Genomic DNA, 19,343 nt, shown 5'->3' on the forward strand with positions numbered 1-19,343 from the left:
CGGACAGCGTCGTCCGGGCGGGACACGGTCAGCGCTGCCAGCGGACCACGCCACCGACCACCGTCAGTGCCACTGTCAGGTCCCGCAGCCGCGCCGGTTCGACCCGGTACGGGTCGGTGGGCAGCACGATGAAGTCGGCGAGCATGCCGGGGCGCAACCGGCCCTTCAGGTGCTCCTCGTAGGAGGCGTACGCGCCGGCCTCGGTGAAGCACCGCAACGCCGTGTCCAGGTCGAGCCGCTCGTGCGGGTCGACGCCGCCGGGCGGGGTGCCGTCGGGCTGCTGGCGGGTCACCGCGGCGTGGATGCCGAAGAACGGGTCGGGGTCCTCCACCGGGGCGTCCGACCCGAACGCCACTGTGGCCCCGGCGTCGAGCAGGCTGCGCCAGGCGTACGAGGCCAGACCCCGGCCGGCGAGCATCCGGGTGGTGAGCGGGATGTCGCTGGTGCAGTGGGTGGGCTGCATCGAGGCGATCACGCCGCTGCGGGCGAGCAGCGGCACGTCGTCCGGCAGCAGGTGCTGGGTGTGCTCGATCCGGTGCCGCAGCCGCGCCACCGGGCCCGGACCGGCCGACTCGCGCCAGCGCGCGTACGCCCGCAGCACCATCCGGTTCGCCGCGTCGCCGATGGCGTGCGCCGCCACCGCGATCCCGGCCCCGGCGGCGGTCGCCACCAGCCGCTCGAACTCCTCGGCCGGGGTGACGGCGATGCCGTGGTTGCCGGGCTCGCCGTCGTACGGCTCGGTCATCAGGCAGGTGTGCGAGCCGAGCGCGCCGTCGGTGAAGATCTTCACCGGGCCGGTGCTCAGCCAGCGGTCCCCGTCGCCGGTGGCCCAGCCGGCGTCGATCGCCTCGTCCAGCGCGGTGGCGGGGATCGTCTTGTGCACCCGCAGCGGCAGCTCACCCCGGGCGTACAGCGTCTCGTAGGCGGCGCGGGCGTCCTGCCCGTCGAGGTCGTGGATGCCGGTCAGGCCGGCGGCGAGCAGCCGGGGCAGGTGGGCACGCAGCTGCGCCACCAGGTCACCGGCGTGCGGGGAGCGCACCACCGCGTACGCCGCGTCGGCCGCCGCCTCGCGCAGGATGCCGGTCGGCTCGCCGTGCTCGTCCCGCGCGATCTGCCCGCCGGGCGGGTCGGGGGTGGTGGCGTCGATGCCGAGGCGGGCCAGGGCGGCGCTGTTCACCCAGATGGTGTGGCCGTCGATGCTCGGCAGCGCCGCCGGCCGGTCCGGGCAGACCCGGTCCAGGTCGGTGCGGGCCGGCTGCACCGGCCGGGTCCATCTGTTGCTGTCCCACCCGCCGCCGAGCAGCCAGGCGTCCGGCGGCAGCGTGGCGGCGTGTCCCGCGATCCGGGTCAGCGCCTCGTCGAGGCTCGCCGTGCCGCGCAGGTCCACCTGGTCCAGCCCGCGCACGTAGGACGCCGCGTGTATGTGGCTGTCGATCAGCCCGGGCAGCACGGCCATCCCGCCGAGGTCGACGCGGCGCGCGCCGCCGCCGGCCCGGTCCCGGCACTCGGCGAGGTCACCGACGGCGACGATCCGCTCGCCGCGGACCAGCATCGCCTCGGCGTACGGGCGGCCCGGGTCGAGGGTGTGGATGCGGGCGTTCTCGTAGACCGTGCCGCTCATGGGCTCCCCTGCCTCGGCGCTCGTACGGAGTCTCAGGACGTGCGGACCGGCGCCGTCTCCTCCGGCTCACCGGCCCGGTCCGCGCGGATCCGGTCGATGTGGTCGGCCAGCTCGTCGGTGATCAGCAGGTCCCGCCGGATGTCGTCGTGCGGGTACGCGGTCCGCCCGACCATGTGCGCCGCGACCGGGGCGGTGGCGAGCTGGAACAGGCCGACGAGGACCAGCGTGGTGATGTCCACCCCGGTACGCAGCCGCAGCGCGCAGCCGAGCAGCACCAGCAGCAGCCCGAGCACCTGCGGCTTGGCGGCCGCGTGCATCCGTGACAGCACGTCCGGGAAGCGGACCAGCGCGATGCCCGCGGCGAGGCAGAGCAGCGCGCCGGCGATCAGGCAGACACTGGCGACGATGTCCAGGATCGCGTCGGCGGTCACTTCGGGCTTCTCCGGGACGCGAACCGGGCGACGCTCACCGAGCCGACGAAACCGACGAGCGCGAGGACGACGAGGACCGGCAGCGCTGTGGCGTCCCGGCTGTAGGCCGCCTCGGTGGCGATGGCCGCGACCGCGACGGCGAGCAGCACGTCGGTGGCGACGGCCCGGTCGAGGATGGACGGCCCGCGGATGATGCGGACGAGGGTGAGTCCACCGGCCGCGACGAGCAGCGCGGTGACGATCACGGCGACGACGGTCACGTCGGTGCTCCTTCCAGTTCGACCGAACCGGCGGGTTCGGCCTCGTCGTGGCGGATCCGGTCGCGCTCCTCGGCCGAGCCGACGGCGGCGACGATGCGCGCCTCCAGCTCCAGCACGCTGCGCCGGAACCGTTCCACCTCGTCGGGGCTCCGGATCCCGATGACGTGCACGTAGAGCGTCCCGGTACTCCGGTCGGCCTCCAGGATGAGACTGCCCGGCACCAGCGACAGCGCCTCGGCGTTGAGGGTGAGGTTGAGGTCGGTGTTCACCCGCAGGCGCACCGCGATGATCGCCGAGTGCGGGTGCCCGGGCCGGACGGCCAGCCAGGCCACCTGGGCGGACGCGACCACCAGGTCGTACAGGAAGCGGACCAGGAACCGCAGCAGCGGCACCGGCCGGATCCGGCCGGCGAACGTGACAGGGGGCAGCGGGAAGACGACGAGCAGCACGGCGGCGACCACGAGTCCGCTGATCACGTTGGCCCAGCTGAAGGTGCCCCACAGCAGCACCCAGACGGTGACGAGGCCGGTCACCGCTACGGCCCGGTTGCGCCAGCGGTCACGGCGGGTCAGTGGCGCTTTCGGCTGACTGGTCACGGCGGTCCCTCCGGGAACACGGCCTCGACGTACGGGGCACGGCGCAACAGGTCGTCGGCGGCGTCGGTGCTGATGTCGAACAGCGGTCCGGCCACCACCGTCAGCGCCAGGCCGAGCACCACGAGGGCGGCGGTGGACGCCGTCATCAGCCGGGGCAGCACCGCCCCGGCCGGCGCCGGGCCGTCGTGCGGCTGCTCGGCGCCGTCGGTGCGGGCCGCCTGGTCGGCGTCACCGGGCTCCGGCATGTCCGCGTGCGGGGCCCGCCAGAAGGCGAGGTTCCACACCCGGGCGATGGCGTAGAGCGTGAGCAGGCTGGTGAGCAGTCCTCCGGCGACGAGCGACCAGGCCAGGAACCCGCCGTCGTCGACGCCGGCCTGCACCAGGCCGAGCTTGCCGAGGAACCCGGAGAACGGTGGTATGCCGGCCAGGTTCAGCGCGGGCACGAAGAACAGCACCGCCAGCAGTGGTGACAGCCGGGCCAGGCCGCCGAGGCGGTCCAGCGCGGTGCTGCCACCGCGTCGTTCGACCAGGCCGGCGGCGAGGAACAGGGTGGTCTGGATGGTGATGTGGTGGACCACGTAGAAGATCGCCGCGGACAGGCCGAGCGGGGTGGTCAGCCCGACCCCGAACAGCATGTACCCGATGTGGCTGACGAGCGTGAACGACAACAGCCGTTTGATGTCCGACTGCGCCACCGCGCCGAGGATGCCCACCACCATGGTCAGCGCCGCTATCACCATGAGCAGGTCGGCGGTGCGGCCGCCGGGGAACAGCAGCGTCTCGGTGCGGATGATCGCGTACACGCCGACCTTGGTGAGCAGGCCGGCGAAGACCGCCGTGACCGGGGCGGGCGCGGTCGGGTAGCTGTCCGGCAGCCACGCGGACAGCGGGAACACCGCCGCCTTGATGCCGAAGGCGAGCAGCAGCATGCCCTGGAGCACCAGGCGGATGTCGTCGGGCAGCGCGTCCAGGCGGTCGGCGAGCTGCGCCAGGTTCAGCGTGCCGGTGGCGGAGTAGACCAGGCCGATCGCCACCAGGAAGATCAGCGACGAGAGCAGGCTGACCACGACGTACGTGGTGCCGGCCCGGATCCGCGTCTCGGTGCTGCCCAGCGTCAGCAGCACGTAGCTCGCCACGAGCAGGATCTCGAAGCCGACGTAGAGGTTGAACAGGTCGCCGGAGAGGAAGGCGTTGCAGACGCCCGCGGTCAGCACCAGATAGGTCGGGTGGTAGACCGACAGCGGCGTCTCCTCGTTGCCATCGGCCATGCCCTGCCCGATGGAGTAGACGAGCACGCACAGGGTGACCGAGGCGGACACGACGAGCATCAGCGCGGCGAGCTGGTCGGCGACGAGCACGATGCCCATCGGCGCCACCCAGCCGCCCACCTCCACCACGAGCGGGCCGTCCAGCGACGAGCGGACCAGGAGCATCGCGGCCACCGCGACGGTGGCGGTGAGCACGATGATGCTGACCCACCGCTGGGCGCGGGCCCGGCGGGCGAGCAGCAGGGTGAGGGCGGCGCCGAGCAGCGGCATCACCACCGGCAGCGGTACGAGCCAGGTCATCGGACGGCCTCCGCCTCACCGGCGGCGAGCACCCGCGCCTCGGGGCTGCCGTCGGCGGTGTCGACGCCGTCGGTGTCCGAGGTGCCCGGGCCCTCGTCCCGGTCGGCCAGCTCCATGATCCGGCGGTCCTCGACGTCGTCCTGCACCTCGTCGTGCCCGTTGAGGTGCCAGCTCCGGTAGGCCAGCGCGAGCAGGAACGCGGTCATGCCGAGCGTGATCACGATCGCGGTCAGCACCATCGCCTGCGGCAGCGGGTCGGACATGTCCTCCTCGGCGGTGGTGCCGACGATCGGCGGGCCGCCGGCCCGGCCGCCGGTTAGCAGCAGCAGGTTGGCGCCGTTGCCGAGCAGGATGACCCCCATCAGGACGCGGGTGAGGCTGCGTTCCAGCAGCAGGGTGACGCCGGTGGCGAACAGGACGCCGATGACCACGACGTAGACCAGGTTGGGGATGTTCGGGCTCACACCAGCTCCTCTTCCCGTACGCCGGCCGGTTCGGTCTCCTGTTCGTCGACCTCCTCCTGGCGGTCCATCTCGGCGCCCAGGCTGCGCAGGATGTCCAGGACGAGGCCGACCACGATGAGGTAGACGCCCACGTCGAAGAAGACCGACGTCACGAAGTGCACGTGGCCGAGCAGCGGCAGGTGGAAGTCGAGCGTCGCGCTCTGGAGGAACTCGCCGCCCAGCAGCATCGCGGCCACGCCGGTGCCGACCGCCACGAACAGGCCCGCGCCGAGCACCAGGCCGGCGTCGACCGGCGCGGCGCCGTTGAGTTCGGTACGCCCACCGGCCAGGTATCGCACGGCGAGCCCCAGCCCGGCGACCAGCCCGGCGGCGAACCCGCCACCGGGGGCGTTGTGGCCGGAGAAGAGCAGGTAGATCGAGAACAGCAGGATGGCGTGGAACAGCAGGCGGGTGACCACCTGGAGGATCACCGACTGCTGCCGGGAGGTCGCGCCGGTGGTGAGCCAGCGCGGGCGCGACGACTGCTGCCGGCCCGCGCCGGGGATGCCGCTGCGCAGGTCCAGCGCGCGGGAGCGGCGGAAGATCAGGCTGGCCACGCCGGTGGCGGCCACCACCAGCACGGCGATCTCGCCCATCGTGTCCCAGGCGCGGATGTCGACGAGCGTCACGTTGACGACGTTCTTGCCGCCGCCGTAGGAGACGGCCTCCTCCGGGAAGCCGACCGAGATCGGCGTGGCGGTCCGGCTGCCCGCCGCCACGTACGCCATCCCGGCGGTGACCACGCCGACGGCGACGCCGAGCGCGACCCGGAACCGCCGGGTGGCGCGGATCGGGCGGGCCGAGAACCGGCGCGGCAGGCGGCGCAGCACCAGCACGAACATCACGATCGTGACGGTCTCCACCAGGAACTGGGTGAGCGCGAGGTCGGGCGCGCCGTGCAGGATGAACATCAGCGCCGTGCCGTAGCCGGTCACGCCGACCAGGATCATCGCGGTCAGCCGGCGGCGGGCCCGCGCGGCCACCACCGCCGCGACCACGATGACCGCGCCGGCGACGGCCTGCAACGGGGTGTCCCAGAGCTGGAACCGGCGGGCCCACGGCGCGCCGGCGAGCACCGCGCCGCCGGGCAGCACGACCAGGACCAGCAGGATGACGCCGAGGTAGAAGGGCAGCGAGCCGCGCTGGGTGGCGCCGGTCAGCTCCACCGCGGCGCGGTCGACCGCGCCGGCCAGCCGGTCGTAGCCGGTGGCGCCGTCGAACGGCAGCCGCGGCAGGTAGGGCCGGCGCCGGTGCAGCAGCAGGAACAGCCCGAGACCGGCGGTCACCGCCAGCGCCGACAGACCGAGCGCCGGGGTCAGCCCGTGCCAGAGGGCCAGGTGGTAGCCGGGGTCGGCGGTCGGGAACTGATCGGCGTACGGGGCCAGCACCCGGTCCACCGCGGGGGCGAGGACGCCGACGGCGAGGCCGGCGAGGGCGAGCACCGCCGCCGGGCCGATGAACGCCGGCTCGATCCGGTGCGGCCGGGTCTCCGCGACGCCGGGCTTGGCGGCGAACGCGCCCCAGAGGAACCGCGCGGTGTACGCGACGGTCAGCGCCGAGCCGGTCACCACTCCGGCGAGCACGACCAGTTCGGTGGTGCCGCCGTGCAGGAACGCCTCGAGCGCGGCCTCCTTGGCCACGAAGCCGATCAGCGGCGGCAGGCCCGCCATCGAGGCGGCCGCGAGTCCGGCGACCGCCGCGAGCACCGGGGCGCGCCGGCCCAGGCCGCTGAGTTCGCGCAGGTCGCGGGTGCCGGTGACGTGGTCGACGACGCCGACGACGAGGAACAGTGTGGCTTTGAACAGGGCGTGCGCCAGCAGCATCGCGGCGCCGGCCAGCGCGGTGTCGCGGGTGCCCGCGCCGAGGATCACCATGAGCAGGCCGAGCTGGCTCACAGTGCCGTACGCCAGCAGCAGCTTCAGGTCGACCTGCCGCAGCGCCGTCCAGCCGCCGAGGAACAGGGTGATCAGGCCGCCGGCCAGCAGGACGCCGCGCCACACGGTGGTCTGGCCCACCGCCGGGCCCATGAGCGCGGCCAGGAAGACGCCCGCTTTGACCATGGCGGCGGCGTGCAGGTACGCGCTGACCGGGGTGGGCGCGGCCATCGCGCGCGGCAGCCAGAAGCTGAACGGGAAAATCGCCGACTTGCTGGTCACGCCGAGCAGGACGAGCACCAGCGCGACGGTGAGGTAGCCGCCCTCGGGCAGGTTCCCGGCGATCTCCGACCACCGGTACGAGCCGGCGTGCTGGCCGAGCATCACGAACCCGGCGAGCATCGCCAGGCCACCCAGTGTGGTCACCAGCAGCGCCTGCATCGCCGCGCGGCGGCTGGCCCGCTTGGTCGGGTCGCTGCCGATCAGCAGGTACGAGAAGACGGTGGTGAGTTCCCAGAACACGTACAGCAGCAGCAGGTCGTCGGAGACGACCAGGCCGAGCATCGCGCCGGCGAACGCGACGAACACCGCGGCGAACCGGCCGAGGCCGGGGTCGTCGGAGCGGAAGTAGCGCGCGCTGTAGGCCAGCACGAGGGCGCCGACCCCACCGACGAGCAGCACCAGCAGCCAGGACAGCGTGCCCATGCGCAGCGCGAGTTCCAGGCCGAGCTGCGGCACCCAGGTGACGGTCTCGACGACGGGCCGGCCCGCACGGACCGGTTCGGTGCGGGTCACCGCCCAGATCAGGGCCGCCGCCGGGACGGCCGCCAGCAGGTAGAGCGCCCGCCGACCGAGGAGGCGTACCAGCACGGGGGCGGTCACGGCTGCGAACGCATGGACCGCCACCAGAACCAGCACACACACTCCTCAAGATCGACCTGCGGTACGTCAACCCTAACCGGCGATCCGGCGAGGCGGTATGTCGAGAGAATCACGCGAACGTGTCGTGTCGGCTCCGCTCTGTTTCGGGTAAGGAGTGAGGTTCACTCCGCCCGGTACACCGGTCGGCGTCCGGCGGGCGCCCCGATAGGGTGGTCGGCGTGCTGCCGATGCGAGCCGCCCTGGCGGGCACCACCGGGAACGCGATGCTGATGGGCCTCGCCGAGGTCAGCACGCCGGTCGGCTGGGTGCTGCTGCCCGGCCTGCTCGGCGTCTCGGCCCGGCCCCGGGTGGCGGCGCTGGTGTCGGCGTGGGCGGGCGTGCTGGTCGCGCTGTCAGTCGTCGTACCGGTGATCCCCGGCCACCGCAGCGACCCGCAGGCGCTGCTCGCCTCGGCGGCCGGCCTGGCCGCGGTGCCGGTCCTGGCGTGGGCCCGCCGCCGGACGCGTACCGCGACCGTGGCGCGCGCCGCCGCGCCGCCGGACGTCGCCGTGTTCACCGTGCCGGCCGGGGCCGGGAGCGCCGCGCTGGCGATCTGCGGCACGGCCGGCGAGATCGGCGCCGCCGTCCCGGTCCGCGGCGGTGGACTGCGTGTCCTGCTCGGCACGGTCAGCGGCGCCGCGCTGGACACCCCCGCCGGACGCCGGGCGATCGAGCAGGCGTTCCGCCGGGCCGCCGCCGGACCGCGGCGCACAGTGCCGCACCTGGTCGACGCGCTCGACCGGGTGGTACGCGATCTCGCCCCGGCGGGTCACCTGCGTGCCACGATCGTGGACGTGGACCGCGCCGGGGCGGTCCGGGCGGTGCGGTGCGGATCGCCGGATCTCGTGGTCGCAGCCGGGAACCGCGCCGAACCCGCCGGGGTACCGGACGGGCCGCCGATCGGGTCGACGGAACCGGCCGGACGCGCCACGCCCGGCCCGGTCACCGGCCGCCGGATCGCCGTCGTCGGCACCGGCTTCACCGACGCGCACGGAGAGCGCTGGTTGCGCGTACTCGATCAGGTGGCCGCAGGCGACGACCCGGCGCGGACGGCGCAGCTGCTGACCCGCGGCCCTCGCGGCGGGCGGCGGACCGGCCCGGCGGTGGTGATCGACCCGGAACCACAGTCGCGGGGATGACCGGCGGACCGGCCGGACCCGCCGCCTAGGCTGGTGCGGTGGGCCGGCGTCCGGTGCCGGCCCCGTCCGGGGAGACCGCGATGACCGACAACGTCCGCCGGCCGGCACCGGTGGCGGGCGGCGAGGACGAGCAGTGGCTGGCCGAGGTGGCCCGCGAGGCGGGTGCCGACGCGGGCGGCGTGCCGGTGGAGCTGCTCGGCGACTACCTGCGGCTGCTGACCGACGCGGCGGTGACCGGCCGCCGTCCCCGCCGAGCCGAACTCGACGCGGTCGGCGCGCTGGGCCGGCGCGCGGCCGAGCAGGGGATCTCCGCCGGCCGCGCGGTACGCCTCTACCTGTCCGCGGCGCGGCGTGTCTGGCGGCAGCTTCCCCACCTGGACCGGTCCGACGACAGCGAGGCGGTCCGCGCCGCCGCCGACGCCGTCCTGCACGTGGTCGACACCGCCGTGGCCACGCTCGCCGAGGGGTACGCGGTGGCCCGCCGGGAACTCGTCCGGCGCGAGGAGTCGCTGCGAAGGGAACTCGTCGACGACCTGCTGCGCGGCGACTCCGACCTGGGCGGGCTGGTGGAACGGGCCGAGCCGTTCGGCCTGGACCTGGCCCGGGTGCACCAGGTCGCTCTCGCCGCGCCCGGCCGGCGGCTGCCGGACACGGAGGCGGCGATCAGCGCGCTGGAGCGGGTCATCTTCGACCGGCTCGGTGACCGGGACGTGCTGGTGGCCACGAAGGAAGGGCTGCTCGTGGTGGTCGCCCCGGCGGACCCGGTCACCGCCGACCGGGGCCGCGGCGCCGGAGCGACCGGCAACCTGGGCACGCTGATGCACGGCGAGCTGGACCGGCTGGTGCGGGGCCGGCCGTGGCAGGTGGCGGTGGGCCGCCCGCACCCGGGCGTCTACGGCATCGCCCGCTCGTACGAGGAGGCCCGGGAGGCGCTCACCACGGCGCGGCGCCTGCACAGCGAGGCATCCGTGATCGATGCGCACGACCTGCTGATCTACCGGGTGCTGCTGCGCGACCAGCCCGCCATGGTCGACCTGGTACGGGCGGTGCTGACGCCGCTGGCCCAGGCGCGCGGCGGCGCCGAGCCGCTGCTGGACACACTGAACGAGTACTTCGCCTGCGGCGAGGTGTCGACCGAGGCCGCCCGCCGGCTGCACGTGTCGGTGCGCACGGTCACCTACCGGCTGGCCCGGATCCGGGCGTTGAGCGGCTACGACCCCGCCGACGCGCGGGACCGGTTCACGCTGCACGCCGCCGTGCTCGGCGCGCGGGCGCTGGACTGGCCGCGCCGGCCGCTGCCGGCATAGCGCCGCCGCCGGTCCGGGTCCGCCGCCGGTGTGACAGGCGGCTCAGGCCGGTACGGCGACCAGCTCCGGGAAGCCGAGCAGGTTGGCCAGGGCCGACGCCTCGTCGCGGGTGAGGGTGAGCGTGACCATGCGGTCCGGGTCGTCCGGGTCGTCGTGGACGACGTCGCGCCGGCCGCCGACCTGGTAGTCGATCACGCCGATGCGGCGGCCCTCCTCCGTGGTCAGCGTGTGCCGGACCCCGATGCCGGGGAGGGTCGTACGTTCGATGATCACGGGGACCTCCTTCGGACGCGGCCGCCGTGGGGCCCGCCGGAGCCGGCCGGCGCTAGGGCGACGCGGTGGACGTTCGAGCTGAGCTCGCGTTCTCCATGTGTCAACCATAGCCACGGGGGACGGGCGGATCCGGGTTCCGGCCACCGGCAATCATTGCGCCCTTTGTTGGCCGGTGGCGTGCACTGCCGCGCGTGGTGTTCCAGGCGACGCTGGAGGTCCGAGGCGGTACCCGAGCAGCGAGGAGGTGGTGAGCATGACCCGCACGTCGATGGCTCCGCCACCGGTGTCCGCCGGACTCCTCGCGTCCCGATCTGCGAGCGGCGACCAGAAGCGCGTCTGAGCCCCCGGCCGCCGGCGTCGTCGAGTGAATCCGACGCCCGCGGCCCCGGCCACGCCCCTTCCCCGCACCGTCCACCGCCCGGTTGGGCACCCTGATCCGAGAGAGGTCGGTATGCCGCACCTTGTCACAGCCATTCGCCCTCCGGCCCGTACCGGCATGCTGATCGGCCGCTCCCACGGCAGCCGCCCGCCGGTCACAGTCGACGCGGCGCCGATCGCCGTGGACCTCGGCAGCAGCCTGCTGCGGATCTGGCTGGGACCGGGCCGGACGCTGAGCGTCCCGCTCGGTCACGGCCTGCGCAGCCCGGTCGTCCGGCGCGGCCGGATCGTCGACGGTCCGGCCTGCGTCTCCGAGCTGCGCCGGATCCTGCGCGACCACCGCACCCCGGTCCCGGTCGGGGCGCTCGTCGTGGCCTGCCGTCCGGTGCTCGCCGCGCCGGCCGAGCAGGAGGCGACGCGCCGCGTGCTCACCGCCGTGCTCGCGCCGTCCCGGCTGCTGTTCCTCGACAGCGTCCGGGCGGGCGCCATCGGCGCCGGCGCCGCCGCCGGCACCCTGCTGGTCGCCGACATCGGCGCCCAGCTCACCGAGGTGGCGCTGCTGGAGGACGGCCGGGTGGTCGCCGCCCGCCGGGCCGAGGTCGGCACCCGGGACCTCAACCACGCGACGACCGCCGCCATGCTCGCCGACACCACCTCCCGGCTGGTACGCGAGCTGCGTCAGGACGCGACACTGCGGCCTCTGGTCCGCGACGCGCTGGCCCGTGGCCCGATCGTCATCGGTGACGGCGCCACCCGGCCCGACGTGACCGCCCGCCTGGTCGCCACGCTCGGCGCGACGGTGCACCGCGCCGCGTCACCCCGTACCGCCGCGCTGACCGGCGCCGGTATGGCCGCCATCTCGGCCCTGCGACACCCGCACGACACCCAGCGCCGCCCGGAAAGGAGCGCCTGATCATGACGCACGCCCTCGACCGCACCGACACGTTGCGCGAACTGCTGGACCGGCAGTTCGGCGAGTACACCGACCAGCTCACCGAGCTGACGCTGCACACGCGGCAGCCCGACTACGGCGGCCACGACCCGGACACGCTGCGCCGGCTGATCGAGACCGCCCGGCAGGGCGTCGCGGACACCGCCCAGGCGCTGAAGCGGATGTCCGAGGGCACGTACGGCGTCTGCGAGCGGTGCGGGCAGGACATCCCGACCGCCCGCCTGGAGATCCTGCCCTCGGCCCGCTTCTGCGTGCCGTGCCAGCAACGCCGCTGAGCACGCACGGGGCTGTCGGGGCAGGCGCCGGCCGGTAGCGTCACCGCCATGGATGTCGATGACGTCGCCGGCCGGCTCGGCGTGCCCGCCGAGGAGGTCGACCGGGTTCACCGGCTCGCCGGTGACCGGCCCTCCGCGCCGCTGCCCGACCGGGCGGACGCGCCCGCCCTGCTGGCCCGGCTCGCGGTCCGCCCCGACGACGCCGCCGAGATCCTGGCGGGCTGGCCGGAGCCCGGCTCGCCACTGTGGACCCCGGAGCTGCGCTGGCTGCTCGACCGCTCGATCGCCCTGGTCCGCGCCGACCTCGGCGGCCACGCCTGGCTACCGCCCGGCCCGGCGCTGCCCCGCGAACGGGGCCCGGCCTGGCGGCACCTCTACACGTACGCGTACCTCGCGCTGGTCGACGTCGTCCGGGCCTACCACAGCGACCACGGCGTCCCCGACGACGTGTCCTGGGCGACGCTCGCCGACCTGGGCAACAACCTCGCCGTCGACAGGCGGATGAACGGCGAGGGCTGGCCGGTCATGCAGTGCTGGCTGACACTGCACGCGCGCGGCGGCCTCTACGAGCTGGGCCGGCTCCAGCACCAGCGCGGCGACGCCGAGGCGATCGACCTGCACATCCCGGACGCCGGACCGCTGACCTCGGAGGCGGTCGACGCGTCGCTGGACCGGGCCCGCGCGTTCTTCCCGCGCCACTTCCCCGGCGAGCGCTACACCGCGTTCTCCTGCGGCTCCTGGCTGCTCGACCCGCAGTTGCGCGAGTACCTGCCGGAGGATTCCAACATCGTCCGGTTCCAGCGGCGGTTCACGCTGGAGCCCTACCAGGAACAACCCGGGCTGGACGGCGACGTCGAGGTGCTGCGGTTCGTGTTCCGCACCCTGGACACGCCGCTGGACCGGCTGCCGCGCCGTACCGTGCTCCAGCGCGCGGTCATCGACCACCTCCGGGCCGGTCGCCACTGGCAGTGGCGCCGGGGCCGCTTCCCCATGTAGTCACGTCAGCGGCCGCAGGCCGCCCCGGTCCGGACCGGGATGCGGCGGCAGCGGCGCTCCGCGGGCCAGCCAGGCGTCGAGCGCGGCCTGGTCGCCGAACAGCAGCACCGGCGGTCCGGCCGGGTCGGCCGCCCAGGCCCGCAGGCGTCGGCGTGTCCGGCCGAACCCGGTCAGGTGCCACACCAGGATCGAGTCCCGGGACAGCACGCTGCGCAGCGTCTCCCGGTTGCCGTTGCAGATCAGCTCCCCGCCGGCCAGCCGCTGCAGCGTGCGCCGCAGCAGCCGCCGGAACGAGACCCCGCGCGGAAGGTCCAGGCCGATCACCAGGTCGGCGCGGCCGAGGACCACGTCCCGCCAGCCGTGGTACGCGCCGTCGAGGATCCAGCTGTCGCGCCGGCAGATCGCCTCGATCCGGCGACGCTGCTCCGCCACCGGCACCTCGACCCAGCCGGGCTCCCACAGCAGGTCGTCGACCGGATGCCAGGGCAGGCCGAACCGCTGCGCCAGATGCGCGGCGAGCGTCGACTTGCCGGAGCCGTGGATCCCCTCGACCAGGATGCGGGCCGGGGCGGTCATGGCAGCAGCGTAGGCACCGCGCGCACCCGGTGCGATCCGGGCGGCCCGGTCAGTGCGCGACGGCGACCGCCGGCGCCGCCTCCAGTCCGGCCAGCTGGGACGGCCGCACGACCACCAGCAGCACCACCAGCGCCGCCACCATGCCGCCGGCCACCACCAGCGCCATCGCCACCGCGCCGGTGCCGAGCACGCCCACCAGCGGCGCGGCCACCGCGCCCACGCCGAACTGCACCGCACCGAGCAGCGCGGACGCGGTGCCGGCCGCCTCGCCGTGACGGGACAGCGCCAGCGCCGGGGCGTTCGGCATGGCCAGGCCCGCCGCCGCCAGCACCAGCCACAGCGACACCAGCAGGGCGGGCAGCCCACCGAAGCCGGTCGCGGCGAACACCACCAGGGCCAGCCCGGCCACCGTGCCCGCCACCAGCGAGGTCACCAGGATCCACTGCGACGGGTAGCGCCGCAGCAGCCGCACGTTGTACTGGGTGGCGCCGATCAGGCCGATCGCGCCCGCGCCGAACGCCAGGCCGAACTCCTGCTCGTCGAGCCCGTACCCGTCCTGCAGCACGAACGACGAGCCCGCGACGTACGCGAACAGCGCGGCCATCGCGAGCCCGGCGACCAGGACGAGGCCGACGAAGACCCGGTCCCGCAGCAGCCCGCCGTACGTCATCACGGTCGCGACGATCCCGCCGCGCCGGCGGCGCGCGGACGGCAGCGTCTCCGGCAGCGCGAGCGTGGCCAGCGCGACGAGCAGCACCCCGAAGACGGCCAGGACCACGAAGACGCCGCGCCAGTCGGTCCACCGCAGCACGCCGCCGCCCAGCGTCGGGGCGAGGACCGGTGCCGCACCCATCACCAGCAGCAGCCGGGACAGCATCGTGGCGAACGCCGACCCGGTGAACAGGTCACGCACCACAGCCATCGCCACCACAGCGGTCGCGGCGACACCGAGGCCCTGCACGACGCGCAGGACGCCCAGGACGGCGATGTTCGGGGCGACCACGCACAGCGCCGACGCCACGATGTGCAGCAGCAGACCGGCGATCAGCGGGCGGCGCCGCCCGACCGCGTCCGACAACGGCCCGATCAGCAACTGCCCGACGGCGAGCCCGGCGAGCGTGCCGGTGAGCGTCAACTGGACCGCCGCCGACGTGGTCGCGAAGTCGGTGACGATCGCGGGCAGCGCGGGCAGGTACATGTCGATCGTCAGCGGACCCACGGCGATCAGCGAGCCGAGGACCAGCACGAGCTTGAGCCGCCGGCTCCGGCTCATCAGGTCGCCCGGGGTGGGCGTCGGGGCGGCATCGGTCGTCTGGGGCGTCCCGGCCCGGTCGTGCGACCGGGCGCGGGAGGGTGCGGCACTCACACAGTGAGTCAAATGCGCCCCCGGTGATCACATTCCCGTCCCGGCGAGAGGTAACGCAGGTCACGCGCCCCGGGCGGGCCTCCTCACCGTTGCAGCGCGTCGCCGAGCGCGGCCAGGTACGCCCCGGCCTGCGCCCCGTTGACCAGCCGGTGGTCGTAGGCCAGGCCCAGGTCCGCCACCGTGCGCTCGCGTACCCCGCCGTCGCCGTCGAGCACGACCTCGCGGTGCACGTCCGGCACCGACAGGGCGCAGGTGACGCCGGGCGGGATGATCGGCCGGGCCACCGTGACGCCGGGTGTGTCGTTGAGCGCGACCAGGAGGTTCATGCCGGCCATGTCCTCCTCGCGGAGCCGGCCGCGCAGCGCCTTCATCCGCAGCGCGACCACGGCGTCGGCGAGGTCGCCGAGGTCCAGCCCGGCCGCGTCCCGGATCACCGGCAGGAACAGTCCGGTGCCGACGTCGACGGTGAGCCCGATCGACGGCGCTTCCGCGTCGAGGATCAGGCCGTCGTCGGTGAGCCGGGCGTAGAGAGCGGGGAACCGCTCGTGCAGCGCGGCCACGGCGGCGATGACGACCTCGGTCAGGCCGACCGCGGCGCCGGTCTCGTCGGCGGCGCGGCGGGCGTACGCGAGCGCGGCCGTCACGTCGACGCGCACGGCGGTGAAGGCCACCGGGATCTCCCGGTGCGAGGTGGCCACCACGTCGGCGATGCGGCGCTGTGCGGGTGGCAGCGGCCGTCCCGGCGGCACCGGGGCGGGCACAGCCGGTTGCGGCACCGGGGCGGGCACGGCCGGCAGCGGCACCGGGGCGGGCAGGATCCGGCCGATGGGTGCGCCCGGCGCACAGTCGGCGCCAGCGGCCACGTCCTGGCGCAGCACGCCGGCCTGTGTCGCGGCCAGCTCCTCGATCGCCTTGGACGTCTCGACCGCCGCGACCGGCTCACCGGCCTCGACCGTGGCGCCGTCCGCGACCAGCCATTCCAGCAGCACGTAGCTGTCGTCGTTGGGGTTGAGCCGGGGTACGTCCACCGGGACGCCCGACGGCGCCGCCGAGGTCGGATCCGGCGGCGGCGGACCGGCAGGCGAGGAATCGGTGCGCGGCACCGGAACCGCGGCGGGCAGGCGCATGATCCGGTCCAGGATCGCCTCCGTGCCGAGCAGCACTGTCCGTTCCAGGTGCGGCGCGGACGGGATGACCCGGTCGGCGGAGCTGACCAGCTCGACCGGGCCGCGCAGCAGTGGCCAGGCCTCGGCGTGCAGGCGGGCGGCGACCTCGCTCCCCCACGTACCGCCCGCGGTGCTCTCCTCGGCGACGATCACGCCGTGCGCGCCGTCGAGCAGGTCGCGCAGGCCGTCCACGTCCACCGGGTAGAGCCGCGCCGGGACCAGCACCTCGACCGTACGTCCCCGCTCGGCGGCCCGGGTGGCGGCGGCTATCGCCCGGTCGGCGACCCCGCCCGGCGCGATGACGAGCGTGGGCGCGCCGGTGGCGTCCGGGTCGTGGACGCGGGCCCAGTTGCCGTCCGTGCCGCGCAGTTCGAAGGCGAGGCGGTCGTCGACGCGGCCGTCCACGTACCGCCGCCGGGTGTAGAGGACCTTGTCCTCGAACAGCATCGCCGGTTCGTCGCGGCGCAGCGCGGCGGCCAGCACGTCGGCCGCGTCGTGCAGCGGGGACAGCTCGTACAGCGCGAGGTGCGGGATGCCGATGAAGTGCTTCTGCGGGCTCTGGCTGTGCGTCGCGCCGTAGCCCCGCCCGCCGCCGACCGGGCAGCGGATCACCACCCGCATCGGGGTGCGCTCGCCGTACATGGCGACGGACTTGGTGATCAGGTTGAGGATCGGGTCGAAGGCGAGACCGGCGAAGTCCCCGAACATGATCTCGACGATCACTGTGTCGCCGCACAACGCCAGGCCGCCCGCGACGCCGGTGATGCCGTTCTCGCTCAGCGGCGTCGACAGCACCCGGTCCGGGTAGGCGGTGGAGAGCCCCTGGGTCACCTTGAACGCCCCGCCGTACGGGTCGGCGACGTCCTCCCCCAGCAGCCAGGCCCGCTCGTCGGCGGCGAACAGCGCGTGCAGGGCCCGGTTGAGGTTGCGGCTGACCCGTTCGGCGCGCGTCACGCCGCCGCTCCGCGCGCGAGCGGCCGGGCCAGCACCTCGGCCGAGACCTCCGCGACCCGCTGCCGGGCCCGCGCGTCGGCGGCCGCGAACCGCTCCGGGTACGCCTCGGCGTACCGCTGGAGCCAGTCGAGGCGGCGCAGCCGGTCGAGTTCGCCGGCGGGCCGGGTGTCGTCGCCCTTGCTGTGCGGGCCGAGCCGGACCGTGTGCTGCACGAGCACGTGCGGCGTCCGGGTGGCGCGGACCCGCTCGACGTGCGGCGCGGCGGCGGCGCGTACCTCGGTGAGGTCGAGCGATTCGGACTCGCTGACGGTGATGCCGAACCCGGTGACCCGGCCGGCGATGGTGCCGGCGAGCTGCGCGGTGGTCGGGGTGGACTGGGCGATCCGGTTGTGCTCGACCACCACGAGCAGCGGCACCTGCCACAGCGCGGCCATGTTCAGCGCCTCGTAGACAGCGCCCTCGCCCCAGGTCCCGTCGCCGATGTACGCCACCACCATCGCGTCCTGCCCGGTGCGGTTGAGGTGCAGCCCCACGCCGACAGCGGCGGGCAGGCTCTCCCCCTGCACGCCGGTGGACAGGAACCGGTCCCGGCGCAGGTGCTGGCTGCCGCCGTACCCGTGGCACACCCCGCCCTCGCGGCCGAGCAGTTCCGCCAGCAGGCCCTCCGGGTCGCCGCAGTGCGCCAGGTAGTGCCCGTGGCCGCGGTGGTTGCTGAACACGAAGTCGCCGGTCAGCAGCGGGGCCAGCGCGACCGGGACGTACTCCTGGCCGAGGCAGGTGTGCGTGGTGCCGGCGAGGTGACCGTCGGCGTACAGGCGCAGCAGGTGCTCCTCGAAGCGGCGGATGAGCAGCCCCGCGTCGAGGTCGGCGTCGTCGAGCGGGGCCGGCGCGGCTGTCACTCCGGCACACCCCGCTGGGCGAGCAGCGCGCGCAGGTCGGCCACCGACCGCACGGTCCGGATCTCCCGGGGCGTCAGCGAGATCCGGTACGCGTCCTCGACGGCCGCGACGATCTGGAGGTGACGCAGGCTCACCCACGCGGCGCTGGTCGCGGGGCCGGTCTGCGCGTCGACCTGGTCGACGGGCAGTTCCAGCACGTCGGCGACGAGCCGCACCAGCCGGCTGGACATGCTCATACCTCGATGATCGTACAGGCCCAGTGGGTGCCCCGGCCCAACGAGATCAACGCGACCCGGTCGCCGTCGTGCAGCTCACCGGCGCCGAACAGGCGGCTCAGTCCGAACAGTTGATCCGCCGCGCCGAGATGCCCGTACTCGGCCGCCAGCTCCCGGTTGGTCCGCTCCGGCGGCACCTTGTGGGCCTCGGCGAGCGACGTCATGGCGCGTTCGTTGTCGGCGACCAGGATCAGCCGCGCCAGGTCGGCGACTGTGACGCCGGCCCGCTCGCAGGCGCGTTCGGTGACCCGCACCATCCGCTCGTCGAGGTGGCGGGCGTACTGCGCGAACTGCTCGGGGTCGTAGTCGAAGAACTCCATCACGTGCCACACGTCGCGGGCGGCGGGCGGCTCGGCGCCGGGTGCGAACGGCGCCGCCGCGCCACCGCCGTCGAGCCGGTAGAACCCGGCGTAGCGGCCGTCGGTGGCCGCCTCGGTGACCTGCCAGCGCAGCCGGGGGTGCCCGCGCCGGGCCACTGTGGCCACCGCGCCGTCGGAGAACACCATCGGCTGGGTGTCCATCCGGTTCCAGTACGCCTCGCAGGTCCGGTTCGCGGCCACCACGAGCGCGGTGGCGTACTCCGGGTGGGTGGCGAACTTGCCGGCGACGGTGTCGAGGCTGAGCACGCCGGTGGTGCACGCCTGGGTGAGCAGCACCGCTTCGGCGCCGGCCGCGCCGAGCCGGTACGCCAGGTCGGCGGCGGCGTCCCAGTAGAGGTGTTCGGTGAGGTCGGTGACGGCGAGCACCAGCAGGTCCACCTGCGCGGCGGGCAGCGTGGCGGCGTCCAGGGCGCGGCGGGCGGCCCGCTCGGCGAGGTCGGTCAGGCCGACATCCGGCGCGGCGCGGTGCACCTGCCGGTAGCCGTACCCGAGGACGCGGTTGACGTCGTCGGTGTACTGCGCCACCACGTCGGCGACGGGCGCCGGGTCGCCGAGCGCCTCACCGAAGGACACCAGCCCGAAGCTCATGCTCGACCGTCCCGCCGCAGATCCGCCGCTGCTTACCATTCCCCC

At 74.6% G+C, this 19,343-nt stretch carries 19 protein-coding genes; 5 read left to right on the plus strand and 14 right to left on the minus strand.

Annotated features, from left to right (window positions below):
* Positions 1 to 28: 28 nt before the first annotated feature.
* From BFV98_RS06865 to BFV98_RS06895, 7 genes are read right to left on the minus strand one after another with little or no spacing between them, the layout of a single operon-like run.
* The gene (locus BFV98_RS06865) at positions 29 to 1,621 is read right to left on the minus strand and encodes an amidohydrolase (protein ID WP_071095463.1); all 1,593 of its coding nucleotides are present in this window, start codon (positions 1,619 to 1,621) and stop codon (positions 29 to 31) included.
* 32 nt (positions 1,622 to 1,653) lie between these two features.
* A complete protein-coding gene (gene mnhG, locus BFV98_RS06870) occupies positions 1,654 to 2,052 on the minus strand; it encodes a monovalent cation/H(+) antiporter subunit G (protein ID WP_013477152.1) in 399 nt (132 codons plus the stop codon).
* Positions 2,049 to 2,312, minus strand: coding sequence for a monovalent cation/H+ antiporter complex subunit F (locus BFV98_RS06875; protein ID WP_013285827.1), 264 nt, complete (start codon positions 2,310 to 2,312; stop codon positions 2,049 to 2,051). Before BFV98_RS06875 ends, mnhG begins: the two co-directional genes overlap by 4 nt.
* Complete coding sequence (locus BFV98_RS06880; protein WP_013285826.1) at positions 2,309 to 2,908, minus strand: Na+/H+ antiporter subunit E; 600 nt, start codon at positions 2,906 to 2,908, stop codon at positions 2,309 to 2,311. The genes BFV98_RS06875 and BFV98_RS06880 overlap by 4 nt, the downstream gene beginning before the upstream one ends.
* Positions 2,905 to 4,476 (minus strand): Na+/H+ antiporter subunit D, encoded by a 1,572-nt coding sequence (locus tag BFV98_RS06885; RefSeq protein ID WP_013285825.1) that lies wholly within the window; start codon positions 4,474 to 4,476, stop codon positions 2,905 to 2,907. Before BFV98_RS06885 ends, BFV98_RS06880 begins: the two co-directional genes overlap by 4 nt.
* Entirely contained in the window at positions 4,473 to 4,940 is a 468-nt protein-coding gene (locus tag BFV98_RS06890; protein ID WP_013285824.1) for a Na(+)/H(+) antiporter subunit C, read from the minus strand. The genes BFV98_RS06885 and BFV98_RS06890 overlap by 4 nt, the downstream gene beginning before the upstream one ends.
* A complete protein-coding gene (locus BFV98_RS06895; protein WP_013285823.1) occupies positions 4,937 to 7,771 on the minus strand; it encodes a Na+/H+ antiporter subunit A in 2,835 nt (944 codons plus the stop codon). Before BFV98_RS06895 ends, BFV98_RS06890 begins: the two co-directional genes overlap by 4 nt.
* Positions 7,772 to 7,962: 191 nt before the next feature.
* Here BFV98_RS06895 and BFV98_RS06900 point away from each other — a divergent pair, with 191 nt between their 5' ends.
* Together BFV98_RS06900 and BFV98_RS06905 are read left to right on the plus strand one after the other, a co-directional pair.
* Positions 7,963 to 8,913, plus strand: coding sequence for a hypothetical protein (locus tag BFV98_RS06900; protein ID WP_013285822.1), 951 nt, complete (start codon positions 7,963 to 7,965; stop codon positions 8,911 to 8,913).
* An 80-nt stretch (positions 8,914 to 8,993) separates the two neighbouring features.
* Positions 8,994 to 10,220, plus strand: coding sequence for a CdaR family transcriptional regulator (locus BFV98_RS06905; RefSeq protein ID WP_013285821.1), 1,227 nt, complete (start codon positions 8,994 to 8,996; stop codon positions 10,218 to 10,220).
* Between the two features lie 42 nt (positions 10,221 to 10,262).
* Here BFV98_RS06905 and BFV98_RS06910 read toward each other — a convergent pair whose 3' ends face one another.
* Entirely contained in the window at positions 10,263 to 10,493 is a 231-nt protein-coding gene (locus BFV98_RS06910) for a hypothetical protein (RefSeq protein WP_013285820.1), read from the minus strand.
* A 451-nt stretch (positions 10,494 to 10,944) separates the two neighbouring features.
* On the opposite strand from BFV98_RS06910, the gene BFV98_RS06915 reads away from it, so the two are divergent.
* Genes BFV98_RS06915 through BFV98_RS06925 form a run of 3 tightly spaced genes read left to right on the plus strand, consistent with a single transcriptional unit; the run spans position 10,945 to position 13,094 of the window.
* Positions 10,945 to 11,784 (plus strand): rod shape-determining protein, encoded by an 840-nt coding sequence (locus BFV98_RS06915; RefSeq protein WP_013285818.1) that lies wholly within the window; start codon positions 10,945 to 10,947, stop codon positions 11,782 to 11,784.
* Positions 11,785 to 11,786: 2 nt separating this feature from the next.
* Positions 11,787 to 12,098, plus strand: coding sequence for a TraR/DksA C4-type zinc finger protein (locus BFV98_RS06920; RefSeq protein WP_013285817.1), 312 nt, complete (start codon positions 11,787 to 11,789; stop codon positions 12,096 to 12,098).
* 48 nt (positions 12,099 to 12,146) lie between these two features.
* Positions 12,147 to 13,094 (plus strand): acyltransferase domain-containing protein, encoded by a 948-nt coding sequence (locus tag BFV98_RS06925; RefSeq protein WP_013477157.1) that lies wholly within the window; start codon positions 12,147 to 12,149, stop codon positions 13,092 to 13,094.
* On the opposite strand, the gene BFV98_RS06930 is transcribed toward BFV98_RS06925, so the two are convergent.
* The 6 genes from BFV98_RS06930 to BFV98_RS06955 form a co-directional block, all read right to left on the minus strand.
* Positions 13,095 to 13,670 (minus strand): adenylate kinase, encoded by a 576-nt coding sequence (locus BFV98_RS06930; RefSeq protein ID WP_071095465.1) that lies wholly within the window; start codon positions 13,668 to 13,670, stop codon positions 13,095 to 13,097.
* Positions 13,671 to 13,719: 49 nt separating this feature from the next.
* A complete protein-coding gene (locus BFV98_RS06935) occupies positions 13,720 to 14,943 on the minus strand; it encodes a multidrug effflux MFS transporter (protein ID WP_071095467.1) in 1,224 nt (407 codons plus the stop codon).
* Between the two features lie 176 nt (positions 14,944 to 15,119).
* Positions 15,120 to 17,156 carry a 2-oxo acid dehydrogenase subunit E2 gene (locus tag BFV98_RS06940; RefSeq protein ID WP_071095469.1) on the minus strand — a complete coding sequence of 679 codons (2,037 nt, stop codon included), beginning with the start codon at positions 17,154 to 17,156 and terminating at the stop codon, positions 15,120 to 15,122.
* The gene (locus BFV98_RS06945) at positions 17,153 to 18,055 is read right to left on the minus strand and encodes a thiamine pyrophosphate-dependent dehydrogenase E1 component subunit alpha (protein WP_071095471.1); all 903 of its coding nucleotides are present in this window, start codon (positions 18,053 to 18,055) and stop codon (positions 17,153 to 17,155) included. The genes BFV98_RS06940 and BFV98_RS06945 overlap by 4 nt, the downstream gene beginning before the upstream one ends.
* Positions 18,052 to 18,291: an acyl carrier protein gene (locus tag BFV98_RS06950; protein ID WP_225319539.1), complete on the minus strand. Its 240-nt coding sequence runs from the start codon at positions 18,289 to 18,291 to the stop codon at positions 18,052 to 18,054. The genes BFV98_RS06945 and BFV98_RS06950 overlap by 4 nt, the downstream gene beginning before the upstream one ends.
* Positions 18,288 to 19,298 (minus strand): 3-oxoacyl-[acyl-carrier-protein] synthase III C-terminal domain-containing protein, encoded by a 1,011-nt coding sequence (locus tag BFV98_RS06955; protein WP_071095473.1) that lies wholly within the window; start codon positions 19,296 to 19,298, stop codon positions 18,288 to 18,290. The genes BFV98_RS06950 and BFV98_RS06955 overlap by 4 nt, the downstream gene beginning before the upstream one ends.
* Positions 19,299 to 19,343 lie beyond the last annotated feature (45 nt).

Origin of the sequence: Micromonospora sp. WMMB235 (assembly GCF_001855515.1) — a bacterium.
In the GTDB taxonomy this organism is placed as follows: Bacteria; Actinomycetota; Actinomycetes; order Mycobacteriales; family Micromonosporaceae; genus Micromonospora; species Micromonospora aurantiaca.

Bases quoted from the DNA above. Each gene is read 5' to 3' on its own strand.
- BFV98_RS06920 (WP_013285817.1), top strand. From the start codon at position 11,787: ATGACGCACGCCCTCGACCGCACCGACACGTTGCGCGAACTGCTGGAC.
- BFV98_RS06885 (WP_013285825.1), bottom strand. From the start codon at position 4,476: ATGACCTGGCTCGTACCGCTGCCGGTGGTGATGCCGCTGCTCGGCGCC.
- BFV98_RS06950 (WP_225319539.1), bottom strand. From the start codon at position 18,291: ATGAGCATGTCCAGCCGGCTGGTGCGGCTCGTCGCCGACGTGCTGGAA.
- BFV98_RS06915 (WP_013285818.1), top strand. From the start codon at position 10,945: ATGCCGCACCTTGTCACAGCCATTCGCCCTCCGGCCCGTACCGGCATG.
- BFV98_RS06900 (WP_013285822.1), top strand. From the start codon at position 7,963: ATGCGAGCCGCCCTGGCGGGCACCACCGGGAACGCGATGCTGATGGGC.
- BFV98_RS06865 (WP_071095463.1), bottom strand. From the start codon at position 1,621: ATGAGCGGCACGGTCTACGAGAACGCCCGCATCCACACCCTCGACCCG.
- BFV98_RS06930 (WP_071095465.1), bottom strand. From the start codon at position 13,670: ATGACCGCCCCGGCCCGCATCCTGGTCGAGGGGATCCACGGCTCCGGC.
- BFV98_RS06935 (WP_071095467.1), bottom strand. From the start codon at position 14,943: ATGAGCCGGAGCCGGCGGCTCAAGCTCGTGCTGGTCCTCGGCTCGCTG.
- BFV98_RS06905 (WP_013285821.1), top strand. From the start codon at position 8,994: ATGACCGACAACGTCCGCCGGCCGGCACCGGTGGCGGGCGGCGAGGAC.
- BFV98_RS06955 (WP_071095473.1), bottom strand. From the start codon at position 19,298: ATGAGCTTCGGGCTGGTGTCCTTCGGTGAGGCGCTCGGCGACCCGGCG.
- BFV98_RS06925 (WP_013477157.1), top strand. From the start codon at position 12,147: ATGGATGTCGATGACGTCGCCGGCCGGCTCGGCGTGCCCGCCGAGGAG.